The sequence below is a fragment of the candidate division KSB1 bacterium genome (assembly GCA_034506255.1).
Taxonomy (GTDB): domain Bacteria; phylum Zhuqueibacterota; class Zhuqueibacteria; order Zhuqueibacterales; family Zhuqueibacteraceae; genus Coneutiohabitans; species Coneutiohabitans thermophilus.
Genome location: JAPDPX010000008.1, coordinates 24,996 through 41,962, shown reverse-complemented (window position 1 = coordinate 41,962; position 16,967 = coordinate 24,996). Strand labels below are relative to the sequence as shown.

9 protein-coding genes are annotated in these 16,967 nt (G+C 61.4%); 6 read left to right on the top strand and 3 right to left on the bottom strand.

The features are described from left to right. Nucleotides 1-22: 22 nt before the first annotated feature. From ONB52_16720 to ONB52_16695, 6 genes are all read left to right on the top strand, one after another. Complete coding sequence (locus ONB52_16720) at nucleotides 23-2,833, top strand: lamin tail domain-containing protein (GenBank protein ID MDZ7417780.1); 2,811 nt, start codon at nucleotides 23-25, stop codon at nucleotides 2,831-2,833. Between the two features lie 120 nt (nucleotides 2,834-2,953). Then, nucleotides 2,954-4,339: a hypothetical protein gene (locus ONB52_16715; GenBank protein MDZ7417779.1), complete on the top strand. Its 1,386-nt coding sequence runs from the start codon at nucleotides 2,954-2,956 to the stop codon at nucleotides 4,337-4,339. Nucleotides 4,340-4,382: 43 nt separating this feature from the next. Then, nucleotides 4,383-7,250, top strand: coding sequence for a TonB-dependent receptor (locus tag ONB52_16710; protein MDZ7417778.1), 2,868 nt, complete (start codon nucleotides 4,383-4,385; stop codon nucleotides 7,248-7,250). A gap of 230 nt (nucleotides 7,251-7,480) precedes the next feature. Continuing rightward, nucleotides 7,481-8,461, top strand: a complete 981-nt coding sequence (locus ONB52_16705) for a PorV/PorQ family protein (GenBank protein ID MDZ7417777.1) — start codon at nucleotides 7,481-7,483, stop codon at nucleotides 8,459-8,461. Nucleotides 8,462-8,635: 174 nt separating this feature from the next. Beyond that, a complete protein-coding gene (locus ONB52_16700; protein MDZ7417776.1) occupies nucleotides 8,636-9,853 on the top strand; it encodes a metallophosphoesterase in 1,218 nt (405 codons plus the stop codon). Nucleotides 9,854-10,106: 253 nt separating this feature from the next. Further along, a complete protein-coding gene (locus tag ONB52_16695) occupies nucleotides 10,107-13,385 on the top strand; it encodes a TonB-dependent receptor (GenBank protein MDZ7417775.1) in 3,279 nt (1,092 codons plus the stop codon). Between the two features lie 490 nt (nucleotides 13,386-13,875). On the opposite strand, the gene ONB52_16690 is transcribed toward ONB52_16695, so the two are convergent. The 3 genes from ONB52_16690 to rho are packed head-to-tail and all read right to left on the bottom strand — an operon-like array spanning nucleotide 13,876 to nucleotide 16,874. Continuing rightward, nucleotides 13,876-15,195, bottom strand: coding sequence for a TRAP transporter large permease subunit (locus ONB52_16690; GenBank protein MDZ7417774.1), 1,320 nt, complete (start codon nucleotides 15,193-15,195; stop codon nucleotides 13,876-13,878). After that, nucleotides 15,192-15,719 (bottom strand): TRAP transporter small permease subunit, encoded by a 528-nt coding sequence (locus ONB52_16685; protein MDZ7417773.1) that lies wholly within the window; start codon nucleotides 15,717-15,719, stop codon nucleotides 15,192-15,194. The genes ONB52_16690 and ONB52_16685 overlap by 4 nt, the downstream gene beginning before the upstream one ends. A 60-nt stretch (nucleotides 15,720-15,779) precedes the next feature. Then, nucleotides 15,780-16,874 (bottom strand): transcription termination factor Rho, encoded by a 1,095-nt coding sequence (gene rho / locus ONB52_16680; protein ID MDZ7417772.1) that lies wholly within the window; start codon nucleotides 16,872-16,874, stop codon nucleotides 15,780-15,782. Between the last annotated feature and the right edge of the window lie 93 nt (nucleotides 16,875-16,967).

Here is a 16,967-nt window from a genome sequence, read left to right as displayed (position 1 = left end):
ATCTCACGCGAAGGAGTGACTCATGACCAGATCGCTATCGTTTTTTGCACGCAGCCATCTTCTTTTTCTGCTGTTCCTGCCCCTGCTGAGCCGGGCGCAATCGCATCTGCTGATCACGGAATTCGCCGTCTCCCCGACCGCGGGCGAATTCATTGAAATTTACAATCCCGGCCCAGACACGGTCACGCTGGGCAATTACTATTTGTCCGACGAATGTTTCAACAACAACAACAACTACATCAATGTGGTGAAGGGCGGTTTCACCGCCTTCGGCTCGGATTTCATGGTGAAATTTCCCAACGGCAGCCGCCTGGCGCCCGGGAAATTTCTCACCATCGCCTTCACCGGCGCCGGCTTTGCGACCACCTACCAAAAAACCGCGGATTTCGAAATCAAGGGGGACGATGCCAACACCCCCGACATGACGGCGGTCTCGGTGGGCGCGACCGCCGGGCTTTCCAACGACGGCGAGATGATCGTGCTGTTTTACTGGGATGGACAAAGCGATCTCGTGCAGGACGTTGACTATGTGGTCTGGGGTGACAAGGTCGAGGCCATCAACAAAACCGGCGTCAGCATCGACGGCCCCGATGCCGACACCACGCCTTCGACATACCAGCCGGACACGCCGGTGGCGCAGCAGTTCGTGGTGGATGCCGAAAACGACGGCGACGCCTTTCCGCATGACGACGGCAAAACTGCACAGCGCCGCCTGGAGGTCGAAGACGTCGAGACCTGGAGCGGCGGCAACGGCATCGCTGGTCACGACGAGACCAGCGAGAACCTTTCCTGGAAGGGCGGCATTTGGAGCATCCATGCCGCGGCCACGCCCGGTGCGCGCGCGCTGGGCGACAGCCTCAACATTGCCGATGTGCAATTCAAGCGCGCCGCCGACATTGCCGTGAACCTGAGCGATGATTCCCCGTGGCGCGGCCGGACCGTGACGCTCACCGGCGTGGTGATGCACGGCATCCGCGAAATCTTCGTCGGCGCGCGCTGGGGCGTGTTCGTGCAGGATGAGCGCGGCGGGCCGTGGAGCGGCATGTTCGTGATTCAAAACGACACTTCGGTCAGCGGCACGCAGTTCACGGCGGTGCAGCCGGGTGACAAAATCCGCGTCACCGCGCTGGTGAATGAATTCCCCGGTGCCGCCAACACCGCCAGCATCACGCAGTTGGAGTTGCTCACCAATCCGGTGACGCCGGTCGAGTTCGTTGATTTTGGCACGCCGCGACCGGCGCCGGTGCTGTTGAAACCGGGCGACCTGGGCGCCAATGGCGCGGTGACCGATCCCAAGCTCACCGAGCGCTGGGAAAGCATGCTGGTGCGCTTCGAGAACCTGACGGTCACCGCCAACGGCCTGCCCGGCAACATCATGATCGCGGGCGACGCCACCGGCTCCATTGCGCTGGATGATTACTTCGATGCCGTGTTCGACGTGGTGAGTGCCAACGGCGGCGTGTGGCCGGGCTTTCCGGCGGGCACGCGCATCAATGTCACCGGCTACATCCGCGCCGGCACGACACAGGGCACGGTCACCATCAATCCGCGCACGATCAACGATGTGGAAGTCGCCTCCTCACCACCGGCCATCACCAATGTGAGCCGCGATCCGGTGGTGGCAACTTCGACGACCGGCATGACCGTTTCCGCCACGATTGTGGATGCCCAGACGGCGGTGGCCAGTGCGGAGGTGGGCTATCGTGTTGACCGCGGCGCTTATCAAAGCCTGCCCATGACCGCCGGCGGGGGCAATCTCTACACCGCGGTGATCCCGGCACAGGCCAACGGCGCCTTCGTGGAATTCTTCATCAAGGCCACCGACACCGAGGGCGCGAGCAGCACCATCCCGGCGGACACCGCGGCCGCGAAATTGTTCTATTTCGTGCGCGATGCCGGCCTGACGATTTACGACTTGCAGTACACGCCCTATGCCAACGGCAACTCCGGTTACACCAATCTCACCGTCACTGTGCAGGGCATCGTCACCACCGACACCACCGATTTTTCCTTCTACTGGATTCAGGACGGTACCACGCCGTGGCGCGGCATCTGGGTCAATGACAACACCACCAATGTCAAGGCCGGCGATCTGGTGTCGGTGACCGGCCGGGTGGAAGAAAATTTTAATGTCACGCGCCTCGTCAATCCCAGCAGTGCCAACCCCCTCCGCGTGACCATTCTCAGCCGGGGCAATCCCCTGCCGACACCGGTGTTGCTGCGCACCGGTGATTTGCGCACCGGCGCCGCCACTGCCGAGCAATGGGAGGGCATGCTGGTGCAAGTGAGGAATGCCGTGGTGTCCAACCCCTTCCCCGATGCGCCGAGCAACTTCGGCGAGTTTGCCATCGACGATGGCAGCGGCGAAGTGCGCGTCGATGATCTCGGCGATTTCGACGGCAATCTGGACTCGATATATGTGAAGGGCGACAGCATCCGCTCGCTCACCGCCATTCACCATTACTCTTTCAACAACTACAAGCTGCTGCCGCGCAACAATCGCGACGTGGTGCGCGGACCCGGCACCGGCGTTGCCGATCACCGCGAGCCGCCCTTGCGCTACGCTCTGGAGCAAAATTACCCCAACCCCTTCAACCCTGAAACCGCCATCCGCTACCAACTGCCGCAGCCCGGGCGGGTGAGTCTGGCGATCTACAACCTGCTCGGGCAAAAAGTCAAAACGCTGGTGGATGGCATCGCACCGGCGGGCAGCCATCTGACGAAGTGGGACGGCACCAACGACCGCGGCCAGGTGGTGCCGGGCGGGGTTTACTTCTACCGCCTGCGGACCGGCAGTTTCGAGAAAGTGAACAAAATGTTGTTGCTGCGATAAGGCCGGCGGCGGGCGCAGAGTCTTCAGATTCGCTGCCTCTGAAGACTCTGCCGTGCCGCGCGTTGGCGGGCCGTCCGCGCGCGGGTTTCCCACCGGCCGAGCTGAAGGGAGAATGCCGTCATGCACAACCGTCTCCTCATGGCGCTGCAGTATACAGTGGCGGTGTTGCTGGTTTCCGGCTGCTCGGAACATTTCAGCGACAATCCCCATCCCAACCAGCCGCCGGAGACTTTCATCACGATTTTTTCGGAGCGCGAGCTGAACGCCGGGATCAGCCGCCAGACGCTGCACTGGTGGGGCGATGATCCCGACGGCGAGGTGGTGGGCTTCATTTACACCTTCAGCGAAAGCGCGGCGGAGGTGACGAGTTGGAACGCGGCCGCGCCGGCTTCCGGCTGGACCTTCACCACCGCGACGCGCGAGACCTTCACGCTGCGCCTGGCCGGCACAGACACCACCTACACCCTGCGCGTCAAGGCCGTGGATGATCAAGGGGCGGCCGACCCGAGCGCGGCGCGGCAGCGCTTCCCGGTGATCAACACCCGGCCGGTGGTGGAATTCCCGGCGGGCACCGAGGTGCCGGACACCACCTTCACGGTGGCAACCTTCACCTGGAGTGGCACGGATCTCGATGGGGATGACACCATCGAAAAGTACCAGTACGTGCTCGATGACACCAACGCCGTCTGGCGTGATCTGCCGGCGCGCACGCAAACGATCACGCTGACCGCCAGCGACGGTTTGCGCGAGGGCCGGCACGTTTTTTATCTGCGCGCCGTCGATCTCGCCGGCGCCACCAGCCGCATCATCCGCATGCCGCGGCGCGACGACGAGGTGTGGTACGTCAGGGAGCCGCGCAGCAAATTCCTGCTGCTCGACGATTACAACATCAATGACAACGCCGGCGCCTTTTATCGCAAGGCGCTCGCGGCCGTGGCGGGCCACGTCGAGGTGTGGGACATCAAAAGCAACAACCGCGCCCTGGAGCCGGCCTCGGCTCAGACGTTTCTCGCCACCCTGCGCCTGTTCGAACGTGTGCTGTGGTACGCCGACACTGAGCCCAATCTCGAAAAGGCACAGGCCACCGTCACACCCTATCTCGCCGCGGGCGGCAAGCTGCTCATGACCACCTCCTTTCAGGAGTTCACCACCAATCAAAGTGTCGCGCTCGATTTCTCGCCGGTGGACAGCCTGGCCGCGAAGATCAACCGTCTCACGCGCAATCAAGTGGTGCTCCCTGCGCCATTTTTCGCCGGCCGTGGCTTTCCGGAGTTGAAGCTCACCTCTGCGATCCTTCCCAACGTTTTTCCGCTGGTGCCAAAAATCAGTGCCGACACGCTGTATGTGCTGCCGCCCAACCCCGCAGCCTGGCCCGGCACGCCGGTGATGGCGGTGGTGGATGCGACTTCTTCTTTCGTCTTTTTCGGCCTGCCGATCGCCGCACTGGACGGCAACGGCACCGCGGCCGTGCTGATCCAAAAAATCCTGACGGACATTTTCAAATGAGCAATTCCGCGTTGTCCGCTGCAAAACTTTCATGGATGGCAAGATGAAACCGCATGCGCTCGCCCGCCTGACAGCCGCCGCCATGCTGCTGACCGCGCCTCTGGCTCTGGCCCAGACCAGGGGGACGCTGGTGGGACGCATCACCGACAAGGAAACTGGTGAAGGCCTGCCCGGCGTGCACGTTTTGATCAAGGGCACTTATTACGGCGCTGCCACCGCCCCCGACGGCAGCTACCAGATTCCCAACATCAACCCGGGGGTGTACACCGTGGAAGCGGCGATGATCGGCTACAAGCAGGTGCAGCACACCGGCGTGAAAGTGACGGCGGGAACGGTCACCACCCTGAACGTGAAACTCGAAGCCACGGTGCTGGCGCTCGGCCAGGAAGTGGTGGTGATCGGCGAGCGGCCGCTGTTCGATCTGGAGGAAACCGCCAGCCGTCGGAGTCTGAGCAGCAGCGAGATTGCCAATCAGATCGTCGAAAACGTGCAGGACCTCGTCGCCGGCCAGGTGGGTGTGGTGCAGTCCGATAATGAGATTCACCTGCGCGGCGGCCGCGCCTATGAGAACGCCTATTTGCTCGACGGCATCTCGGTGCAGGATCCGCTGGCGGGCACCGGTTTCGGCCTGCAATTGAGCACCGACGCCATCGAAGAGGTCGAAGTCATCACCGGCGGCTTCAATGCCGAGTACGGCCAGGCCATGTCCGGCATCATCAATGTGAGAACCAAGGAGGGTGGTTCCTCCTACAAAGGCTCGTTCGCCTACAAGCGCGACCACTTCGGCGATTTTGATCCCACACTGCCAATCATCGGCCATTTCAGCACGAAAAACCGCCACAGCTTTCGCACCGACGTGGCGGAGCTGAGCCTGAGCGGGCCGGAGCCGCTGACGCGCTACCTGCTGCCGGCCCTGGGTCTGCGGCCCCCCGGCCAGTTCAGCCTGTTCGGCAATTTCTACGCGCTCACCAGTGACACCTATTTGCGCGCACGGGCGCAGCGGCTTTACTCTTCGACGTTTTACGGCAGCCGTTTTGCACCGCGTCAGGACAACAACTGGTCGGGACTGCTCAAGCTCACCTGGAAAATCACCCCCACCCACAAACTCGTGCTCTCCGGCAACCAGTCGGTTGCGATCAATCAAAACGAAAAGTCGCTGCAGACGAATTTGGAGTATGTCGAACCCAGTCCGGGATACCCCTACGAATTCGAAAAGAACCTGGACAATTTCCAAACCTTCACCCATCTCAACAAGAGTCTGTCGCTCTCCTGGACGCACACCCTGAACAGCAAAACTTTCTACGAAATCAAACTGTCGCGCTACTTCAGCCATCTGCGCAGCGACGTCAACGGCAAGTTGTGGACGCACTATCAGGAGCCGCAGGACATCGTGACGCTGCCGATCGCCTATTTTTACAATTCCGACAGCAGCATCATCTCGGTGTTTCCCGGCGACGGGTTTTGGGATTTCGGCAACGGCAGCACCTGGCACGATCACTACGTTGAGGAGTACACCCTGAAATTCGACCTCAACCGTCACAGCGCCAGCGGCGTGCACAAATTCAAGGCCGGCGTGGAGACGCAGTTTGCCGAAATGCAGATGATCGACATCTACCGGCCGTGGTTCGGCGGGTTGGGATTGAACAACGACATCTATCGCGTCCATCCCGCCTATGGCAGCCTGTATGCCCAGGATCAGATCAAATTCAAGGGCCTGATTGCCAATCTTGGTCTGCGCTTCGATTATTGGTTTCCGGGCCGGTACGTCGAGCGGGCCATTGCCAATCCGGAGATCCTCACGATCAGCGAGGAGACGCGCCGGCAGTTTCGCGCGGACACCTACAACTTCTTTGGCCGGCGCTGGCGCGGCCGTCTCAGCCCGCGGCTGGGGATCTCCCATCCGATCACCGACAATCAAATGCTGTTCTTTTCCTACGGGCATTTCTCCAAACGGCCGAAGCCGCAATTCGTCTATGCCAAGCTGGGCGAGAACAGCGCCAAATCCACCTTCCAAAAGTTCGGCAATCCCAATCTCGACTATGAAACCACGGTGTCGTATGAATTCGGCGTGCGCCACAAATTCAGCGAGAATGACGTGTTCACGCTCACCGCATATTACAAGGACATTTTCGATTATGTGACCACGGTGAATTTCCGCGGCAGCGGCCGGCTGGCGGGCCGCACCTTCACGACCTATCTCAATCTCGATTACTCGCGCGCACGCGGGGTGGAGGTGGAATATCGCAAGCGCGCCGGCACCTTTCTCACCGGTTCGGTGAGCGGTTCCTATTCGCTCGCCACCGGCAAAAGCTCCTCACCCGACGACGCTTTTCTGGTGGCGCAGGGCACGCTCACCGAAAAGCCGATCACCGAGGATTTTCTCATTTGGGACCGGCCGTGGCAAATCAACCTGGTGGCGAATCTCAATGTCCGCAAAGGCGAGGCCCCCAAAATCCTGGGCGTGCGGCTGCCGGAGGACTGGAATCTCAACCTGCGCGCCTTTGCGCAGGCGGGCAAGCGCTACACCCCGCAATTTTTCACCGGCACGGTGCTGCCCAACGGCCGGCGGGAATACGATGAGGATTTGAATCAAAACGGTGAGCCCGACGATCCCTACGGCCGGCTGGCGGCGCATTGGTTTTGGGTCAATCTGAATTTCGAGAAGTATTTTCGGCCCGCGGGCCTGGAGGTGACGCTGCTGATGGAAATTGTGAATCTGTTCGATCGCAAGAATTCGCAAATCATCAATCCGGTCACCGGCCGGGCCTATGAACGCGGCGATCCCACGCCCACGAGCTGGAACGATCCGCTCTATCCCGACACCCAGGCGCCGCTCGATCCGTTTCCCTTCAACCCCGCACGCTATTTGACGCCGAGAAACATTCGGCTGGGTTTGGTGATCAGGTTTTGAATGCCATGATCAGAGATTGCCAGCCTGAGCCTGAGCACACCGCTCTTGCGAGGCGTGGCGCGGGGCGGGCGGGCAAACCCGGAACGCGCCGCCTCCCCGGCGGGGCGGCATTCGCGGAGGGGAATGCAAGATCGACCACCGCGCGATTCCTGCGGTCACCCAAACTGTTTCCACAATGCCTGCACGGCGGCCCCGGACCGTGCGGCACGTGCCAGCACAGAAAGATGACCATGACAATGCGAGGCCTCACACTCCTCACGCTCGTTGCGCTGGCCGGTTCGGTTCAGGCACAATTCATCCCGGTGCTCGGCAGCCAGCGCGCCGGCACCGCCATGGCACAGTTTCTCAAGATCGGCGTGGGCGCGCGCGCCGGTGGCATGGGCGAGGCGTTCGTGGCGCTCGCCAACGATGCCGCGGCGCTGTACTGGAATCCCGCCGGCGCCGCCCAGGTGCAACAGAATGAGTTGATTTTTTCGCACGTGAACTGGCCGGTGGAGGTGCGCCATGAATTTCTGGGCTACCTGCATCGCCTGGGCGGGCAAAACGTGCTGGGGGTGAGCGTGACCGCGCTGCACACCGATGATTTCGAAGAGACCACGGTGTATCAACCGTTCGGCACCGGCAATTTCGTGTCGTTCGGTGATCTCGCGCTGGGCCTGACCTTCGCGCGCCGCATGACCGATCGCTTCAGTGTGGGAATCACGCTCAAATACGTTGACGAGACACTCGCCGAGCTGCACGCCCGCAACGTGTTCGTGGATTTCGGCACCTACTACTGGACCGGCTTTGGCAGCGCGCGCTTTGCCGTGGCGGTTTCCAATTTCGGAACGAATATACAGCCCGCCGGCACGCTGTACTTGCGGGACGGCTCCCTCACCAGCAGTTTTCAGGATTTCGCGCCGCCCACCGTGTTTCGCATCGGCTTTGCCACCGAGGTGATCGACCGGCCCGGGCACAAAGTCACCACGGCACTGCAACTGAATCACCCCAATGACAACGCCGAAAATCTCAATCTTGGTGTGGAGTATTGGTGGCGGCGGGCGCTGGCGCTGCGCGGCGGTTATCGCGCCAATGTCGACGAGGAGTCCTTCACCTTTGGCGCGGGCGTGGCCCGGTCGCTCAACCGCTTTCATCTCAATCTCGATTTCTCCTACGCTGATTTTGGCAATCTGGGGAGTGCCAGCCGTGTCAGCGCTGCGCTCAGGTTTTGACGGTTTCGGCAACAGGTGCGGCTGCCCGGGCGAGCAGAAACGCCAGGCGGCTGCCGGACAGCATCGCTCCCGTTCGAGTGAAAGCCCGGGCAACGATCGCGAGCGGCCGGCCGCCTGGCAGCGGAGAGAAACTCAATCCCATCGAAAGTCCTGTACATGCACTCATGTCATCATGTGAAGTTTTCGCCCCCCCTGCTGCCCGTCCTTTTTGCCTGCTGGGCTTGGTCGTGCGGCCCTTCCCTGGTCGATTTCCAACCCACGCAGGCTGATTTTTCTTTTGTCGCCATTGGTGACACCGGGGAGCGCGGCGACGTGCTGGAGCAAAACGCGGCGGTCCTGCGCAAAATGTTTCGGGAAGACCGGTTTCAGGCATTGATTTTTCTGGGAGACAATTTCTATCCCACCGGCCTGAATGTGCCGCGCGCAAGAGTGCAGGACAAAATCACCGCCATGCTCGGGCCGTTCGAGGAAGTCCTGCAGGGTTTGGGACGCGAACAGGTTTATGCCGTGGCCGGCAATCACGACTACTATGCCTTCCTGGCGGTTGATTTCACGCTGCCGCTGAATCTGTACAGCCTGCAGACCGCACCCTACGGTTTCAGCAGCCGCGGCAATCAGCGCGCCCGCCGCATTCCGGTGTGGACTTACATCGACAGCCTGCCGCGCGCCGCGTTGCATGGCCCGGACAGCAACAAGATTCAAATGATCTTCTTCGATTCCGCGCGGCCGCTGCGCACTGACACCACCACCTGGCAACCGGCACTCGACAGTCTGCGGCACCTGCTGGCGGCATTCAAAGATGATGCCCGCGTCAAGTGGCGGCTGCTGTTCGTGCATCATCCCTTCCATTCACTCGGCCCGCACGGCGGCTACAAGCATTGGGATGATGAAACTGAAACCGTGGCCTATCTCAATCCCTGCAGCCGGGATTCCAATGCCGCGGATTACGTGCTGAATCTGCTCGATCCCGAAGACACCTGTGCGCCCAAATATCAAGCCTATGTGCGCGCGGTGCAGGCAGCCATCGCTGCCAGCGGCGTGACGGTGCAGGCGGTGATTGCCGGGCACGAACACGTGCTGCAGTTGCTCTACCGGCCGCAGGACAAAGCCGGCGGCCCGCGCATACACGTCGGCACGGGCGCAGGCGCCAAGGTCAGCCGGGTGAAAGCCGCCAATCCCGCGGCGCATGAATTCACCTGGTGGCAGCACTTTGATCCTGACGACAAAATGACGCACAAGGGCCGGAGCAAACACGGTTTCGTGCGCGGCGATTTGAAAGGCGAGACGCTGGAGCTGCGCTTCTATGACGGCAAAAATGGCCGGGTGCTGCCGGCCGCAGACGGCAGGACGATCTTTGTCATTCATCGCGATGGCAGCATGAGTTTCCGCTAAAAATTCGTTGCGACAGACCCGGCGCCATGTTTGGGCACGGGCGGCAGCAAGCGGTCCTGGGTATGGCGGTTCGGGGTTGTTTTTGAGCGGGAGTGCAAGGCGGAAGTTTTGCTCTGCACAACGCACATTCCAACCCCGAACGAGTGTACTGCAACCTGTGAACGCAACTGCTCCACCCTGACTGGACCGACCGAGTCACACCCAATACTGCCGTTCACTGTGGCAGTTCACCCTTCAACAAGGAGGCAGAAGCATGAAATGCGACGCCATTCGCTTGGGGCGGGCAGGGGCATGGTGGTGGTTTGGCCTCTGCGCTCTCCTGTTGGTCACCAGCCGCGTTCAGGGACAGGGCGTCACCACCGCGGCAATGAGTGGGATCGTCACCGACAGCCAGGGTCAGCCGCTGCCCGGCGCGGCCGCAGTCATTGCGATTCACGAACCCAGCGGCACGCACTACGGCACCGCCACACGCAGCGGCGGCGCCTTCAACATCCCCAACATGAAAGTGGGCGGGCCCTACACCGTGACGGTGAGTCTGATCGGCTTCAAGCCGCAGAAGCGGGAGAACATTCACCTGAATCTGGGCCAAACCGTGAGCCTGGAGTTCAAGCTGGTGGAAGAGGCCCTGACGATGGAGGGCATCGAGGTGTCTGCCGAGCAGGACGAGGTTTTGAACAGGGATCGCACCGGCGCGGCGACCTTCATCAAGCCGGCGCAGGTGGTGGTGCTGCCTTCGGTGAAGCGCAGCACGCGCGATCTCACCCGCCTGGATCCGCGCAGCGACGGCAATTTCAGCTTTGGCGGCCGCAACTGGCTGTACAACAATATCTCGCTCGACGGCTCCTACTTCAACAACCCCTTCGGGCTGGATGACCCGGCGCCCGGCGGCCAGACCAATGCCGAGCCGGTGCCCTACGATGCGGTCGAGCAGGTGCAGGTCTCGATTGCGCCGTTCGATGTGCGGGAGGGCGGCTTCACCGGCGCCGGCATCAACACCGTCACCAAGAGTGGCAGCAACGAATTCAAGGCCTCGGTGTACAGCTTTGTGCGCAACGAAAACCTGCTGGGCAACAAGGTGCGGGGCAGGAAAGTCATCGCCAATCCCGATCTCGCCTTCAACCAGTCGGGTTTCACGGTGAGCGGGCCGCTGGTGAAAAACAAACTGTTCTTTTTCCTGAATGGCGAGCTGGAGCGCCGCGATGATCCCGGCACGAATTTCGTCGCCAACCGCGGCACCGCCGGTTTCGGCGTCTCGCGCGTGCAGGCCGCGGTGATGGATCAAATCCGCCAGCGCATGATCAGCGTCTACAACTATGACCCCGGCGCCTACGACGGCTTCATCCACGAAACCGACAACAACAAGCTGCTGGCCAAGCTGGATTGGAACATCAACGACAACCACACCGCCACCTTCCGCTACAATTTGCTGGATGCCGTGCGCGACCTGCCGCCGCATCCCTTCGTGCTGAGCTTCAACAACACCGGCCGCGGCCCCAACGAGGCGAGCCTGCCGTTTCAAAATTCCGGCTACGCCATCAACAACGAGCTGCATTCCTTTGCCTTCGAGCTCAACAGTCGCTCAAACAAGCTGGCCAACCGCTTCTTCGCGAGCTACAACCGCTTCCGCGATTTTCGCCAGCCTTTCAGCCCCGATTTTCCCACCATCGAGATCGGCGAGGCGGGCGTGACCTACACCACCGTGGGCCATGAGCCGTTTTCGATTCACAACATCCTGGATCAGGACGTCTTGCAATTCACCAACAACCTGAGCCTGTTCTCCGGCCGGCACGTGTTCACCGTGGGCGCCAATTTCGAGTATTTCTCGTTTTTCAACTCCTTCAACATTTTCCGCCACGGCGTGTTCTTCCTGCCCCCGGCCACCGGCATCGGCACGACATTCTCTTCCTTGGAGGAATTCTTCGCGCTCACCGACCCCAACCGGCCCGGCGGCCCGTTCAACTTCAGAGGGTTGATCGGCAAGGGGCCGTTCAAGGGTGAGAACATCGATGTCGGCCAGCTCGGCCTCTATGCGCAGGATGAGTTTCAAGTGTCGCCGTTGTTCAACCTGACCTACGGCCTGCGCGTCGATTTTCCGATGTACTTCACCGACCCGGTGGACAATCCTTTTTCGCGCGGGCTGAGGGCGCTGGATGAGAAGGGCAACCCCGAAATCGTGGATCAGAGCAAACTGCCGGGCGCCACGCCGCTGTTCTCGCCGCGGGTGGGTTTCAACTGGGATGTGCGGGGTGACCGCTCGCTGCAAGTGCGCGGCGGCACCGGCATTTTCACCGGCCGTGTGCCGTTCGTGTGGATCGGCAACGTGATTTCCAATCCCGGCGCCAATCCCAACCTCTATCCGGCAATTACCAATGTGCCGCAGGCCCACAAAACCAGCGACGACGCCATTCTGCAGCAGTCGTTCGACCTCAACGCCATGGATCCGGATTTCAAGTTTCCGCAAGTCTGGGTCACCAATCTCGCCATCGACAAGCAGTTGCCCGGCGACCTGCTGGGCACGCTGGAAGTGGTTTACGGCAACGATCTCAACGCCGTGTTCATGCGCAATGCCGATCTCGTGGCGCCGCGGCGGTTTTTGCGTGACGGCCGGCCGTATTACGGCGGCTTCGGCGCCAACGAGCTGAATCCCGACGGCGGTGCCGGCATTTATGTGATCGACAACACCAGCGACGGGTACAATCTCAACGTGACGGCACAGTTGCGCAAGAGCTTCCGCAACGGTTTGAACACCAGCCTGGCCTACAGCTTCACCCAGGCCAAGAACCAGTTGAAATCCACGGAAATTGCCAGTGTGCTCTGGCAAAATCAACCGGTGCAGGGCAACCCCAATCTGCCGGAGCTGAGCTACTCAGAGTTCGGCCAGCGCCATCGCATCGTGGGCAGCGCGACCTATCGCAAGAGCTGGTCGGGCAGCCTGGCGACGCATGCGGGCTTGTTTTTGGAGGTGGCGGAGGGCAACCGTTTTGCCGGCTCGGGCGGCAACCGCTATTCCTACATTTACTCCGGCGATGTCAACGGCGACGGCCAGGGCGGCAATGATTTGATCTACATTCCGCGGGATCAAAATGACATCAACCTGGCGGCCTACACCGACGGCAGCGGCCGCACGATTTCGGCGCAGGAGCAATGGCATGCGCTGGATGCTTTCATCACGCAGGACAAATACTTGAGCCGGCATCGCGGCGAGATTGCGGAGCGCTTTGGCGCGGTGAATCCGTGGTATTACAACATCGATTTGCGCGTGCTGCAGGATTTTTCCTTCACTGCCGGCGCCCGGCGGCAAACCATTCAGTTGAGCCTCGACATTCTCAACCTTCCCAACCTGATCAATTCGAGCTGGGGCGTGCGCAAGGTGGCGAGCGCGGCCGCGACCTCCCCGCTGCGCCTGGCCGGTTTTGACAACCAGGGCGAACCGATCTTCAACTTTGTCGGCCCGTCCGAGACCTTCATCGATGATGCCGGCTTGAATTCACGCTGGCAAATTCAGGTGGGATTGCGGTATTTGTTCAACTAGTGGTACGACGTTAAGTTGGCACCTCCACCCCGCCAATGCCATTCTGTGAGAATCTTCTTGAGTGCTTGGGATAATGTCAGAATAAGCATCAATCGCGGTACTCGGGAAGATGACCACGAAAATGCCGTGGCGCAGGCTTCCAGCCTGCTGCAGACAAGAGGTCTGCGCTACATTTTCATTCCGAGGGGTGTCCATGCGGGCATGGCAGCGCGCAGGCACGCGCCGTGCGTTCTGGTGGAACCCGGGCATCGCCATGGAGGAGAGATTGTAGTGCACAGGGTGGCGCGGTGCCGGCTGCCGTGATGCGATCGTTTCCGCATGACCTCCGCGGCGGCTCCGTATTTCAGAGTGAACGCGGAGGCGTTGGTTTCAGGTTCAACGTCCGGACGCTGGCTGCGCCCGGACGTTTTTTGTTTCGGGGATGGGCCTGGCGGGTGGGCATTTCGGCCGGCAATGTCTGTTGGACGGCAGAGGGCAGGCCGCCGGGGCTTCACTGTCCCATGAATTGCGGCAGCCAGGTGGCGAGTTGCGGCAGGAAGATCACCAGCAGCAGGGTGAGCAGTTGCAGCAGGATGTAGGGCACCACGCCACGATAGATGTGCGCCGTCGTCACTTCGGCGGGCGCAACGCCTTTGAGATAGAACAGCGAGAATCCGAAGGGCGGGGTGAGAAACGAGGTTTGCAGGTTGAGCGCCAGCAGAATGCCGAGCCAGAGCAAATCCACCTGCATTTTGATGAAAATCGGCGCGACCACCGGCACGATGATGAAGATGATCTCGATGAAGTCGATGAAGAAACCGGCGAGGAACACCACCAGCATCACCAGCGCCAGAAAGGCGTGCGGGCTGAGATTGGCGTGCAAAATCAGCTCGGTGAGATAGCGATCGCCATGCAGGCCGCGAAACACCAGCCCGAAGGCGGTGGCACCGACGAGAATGATGAACACCATGCTGGTCAGAAAGGTTGTTTCGCGCATGACCAGTCGCAGGGTGGCGAGATTCAAACGCTTCTGCAGCAGGGTCAGCACCGTGGCGCCCAAAGCGCCGACCGCGGCGGCTTCGGTGGGCGAGGCGATGCCGAAGAAGATCGAGCCCAGCACCGCAACCATCAGGAGAAACGGCGGCAGGAAAGCCACGGTCACTTTGCGCACCATGGCCGCGCCGCGAAAGCGCGCCCGCTCCTCGGCCGGCATGGCGGGCGCGGCGTGCGGCGCGAGCCGGGTGACGAGCACGATCCACAACAGATAAAACCCCACGAGCAGCATGCCGGGCACAAACGCGCCGATGAACAAATCGCCGATCGGCACATTGAGAACGCTGCCCAGCAAGACCAGCACGATGCTCGGCGGAATGATCTGGCCCAGGGTGCCGGAGGCGGCAATCGTGCCGGTGGTCAGCTCCGGGCTGTAGCCGCGCTTGAGCATGGTGGGCAGGCTCAACAGCCCCATGGTGACCACGGTCGCGCCCACAATGCCGGTGGTGGCGGCGAGCAGCGCGCCGACGATGACGACAGCGACGGCCAGTCCGCCGCGCAAGCGGCCAAAGAGCAGGGCCATGGTTTCCAGCAGCTCTTCCGCCAGGCCGGATTTCTCCAGCATCACACCCATGTAAACGAACAGCGGCACGGCGAGCAGCACGTAGTTGGTCATCACGCCCCAAATGCGCAGCGGCAGCAGATTGAAAAAGTCCAGTCCGAAGGTGAACACGCCAAAGAGCAGCGACACCCCGCCGAGTGTAAACGCCACCGGATAGCCGGGCAACAGCAGCACAAACAGCACGAGGAAAAGCAACAAGGGGGCGGCGTCACTCATTTCTTCTCCTCCCGCGGCGAAAGTGGCAGACCCAGAATCACCCGCAGGGCTTCCCCGGCCACCGCCAAGGCTTGCAGCAACAAAAGCGCGAAGCCGACCGGGATGGCCGCCTTGATGAGATAGCGCGCCGGCAGGCCGCCGGGATCCGGCGAGGTCTCGCCGATGAGCCAGGCGTTCTTGACGAAGGTGAGGGAAGTCCAAATAATCATGGCGGCAAAGGGGATGAGGAAGAACAGGCTGCCGAACAGGTCGATCCAGGCGCGGCCTTTTTGCGGCAGGCGTGCATAGAAGAGATCGACGCGCACATGGCGGTCGTGTTTGAGGGTGAAGCCGGCTCCCAGCAGGAAGAGCACGGCAAAGAGATGCCATTCCAGCTCCTGCACCGCCACACTGCTGCGTTTGAGCAGATAGCGGGTGAAGACGTCGTAACAGACCAGCAGCATCATCCCGGTGGTGAGCCAGGAGACGGCGGTGCCGATTTTTTCATTGAGGCCCGCAATGCGTGCCAGGCTCGTGCGCCACAGCTTCACGATTGTCCTCCTTCCGGCGGGTTTTCTGCCCGGGGCAATGCGACGGCGCCGGGCTTATTGGGAAAATTTCTGCAACAGCGCGGCATTGGTGGGAAACATGGCCAGCAGCTTGAGCAGTTTTTGCAGGGCGTCTTTGGGGGAGAGATCACTGATGGCGCGGCGCAGTTTCTGATGGGCCGCGCCCGCCTCGCCGAACAGCAATTCTTCGCGCCGCGTGCTGCTGGCGCGCAGATTGATGGCGGGATAGAGCCGTTCTTCCGCCAGACTGCGATCCAGCACCAGTTCCATGTTGCCGGTGCCTTTGAATTCCTCGAAAATGAAATCATCCATGCGCGAGCCGGTGTCGGTGAGAATGGTGGCGATGATGGTGAGGGAGCCGGCGTTTTCGATCTTGCGCGCGGCGCCGAAAATCCGCTTGGGGACTTCGAGGGCGCGGGCATCCAGGCCGCCGGTCATCAGGCGGCCGCTGCCCTGCTGGCCGGCATTGAACGCGCGGCCGGTGCGGGTGAGCGAGTCAATGAGCAGGACGACGTCGCCGCCGGCTTCGGTCCGCCGTTTGACGAATTCCAGCACCAGCTTTGCCAGGCGCAGGTGATTGCCGAGATGGTCATCATAACTGCTGGAGAAGACCTGGCCGCGAATGCTGCGCCGGAACTCGGTGACCTCCTCGGGTCGTTCATCGAGCAGCAGCACGTAGAGTTGCTGGTGCGGATGATTGTGTGCCAGCGCAGCGGCAATCTGTTGCAGCATCATGGTCTTGCCGGAGCGTGGCGGCGCAACGATCAGGGCGCGCTGGCCCTCGCCCAACGGCGCGAAGAGGTCGATCAGGCGCTGGCTGTAGCCCGCCGGCTCACATTCCAGCCAGAGCGGTTTCCGGGGTGAAATGGCGGGCAGGTCTTCCAGACGCGGCAGGGCCTGCCAGGCTTCCGGCGGCATGCCCTGAATGGTCTGCACGCTCTGCGCGCGCAGTTTGCCGTCCTTCTCCTGCTGCGCCGCGACTTCCAGCTCAACGCCGGGCAGCAGACGATGGGCCTGAATCAAGGGTGGCGGAATGAAAACGTCAGTGGGCAGGCGGTTGAGATTGTTCTTGATTTGCCGCAAAAAACCGAAGCCTTTCGCCTCGATTTCCAAAATGCCGGTGACGGTCAAAGTCGAACTCGCAAGTTGTGAGGTTCAGAGGCATGTGATCGGAGAGACAACCACCGGACCTTCGCGCCGGCAGTTGCACGGGCACCCTCCTGT

Bases quoted from the DNA above. Each gene is read 5' to 3' on its own strand.
- ONB52_16720 (MDZ7417780.1), top strand. From the start codon at position 23: ATGACCAGATCGCTATCGTTTTTTGCACGCAGCCATCTTCTTTTTCTG.
- ONB52_16715 (MDZ7417779.1), top strand. From the start codon at position 2,954: ATGCACAACCGTCTCCTCATGGCGCTGCAGTATACAGTGGCGGTGTTG.
- ONB52_16710 (MDZ7417778.1), top strand. From the start codon at position 4,383: ATGAAACCGCATGCGCTCGCCCGCCTGACAGCCGCCGCCATGCTGCTG.
- ONB52_16705 (MDZ7417777.1), top strand. From the start codon at position 7,481: ATGACAATGCGAGGCCTCACACTCCTCACGCTCGTTGCGCTGGCCGGT.
- ONB52_16695 (MDZ7417775.1), top strand. From the start codon at position 10,107: ATGAAATGCGACGCCATTCGCTTGGGGCGGGCAGGGGCATGGTGGTGG.
- ONB52_16690 (MDZ7417774.1), bottom strand. From the start codon at position 15,195: ATGAGTGACGCCGCCCCCTTGTTGCTTTTCCTCGTGCTGTTTGTGCTG.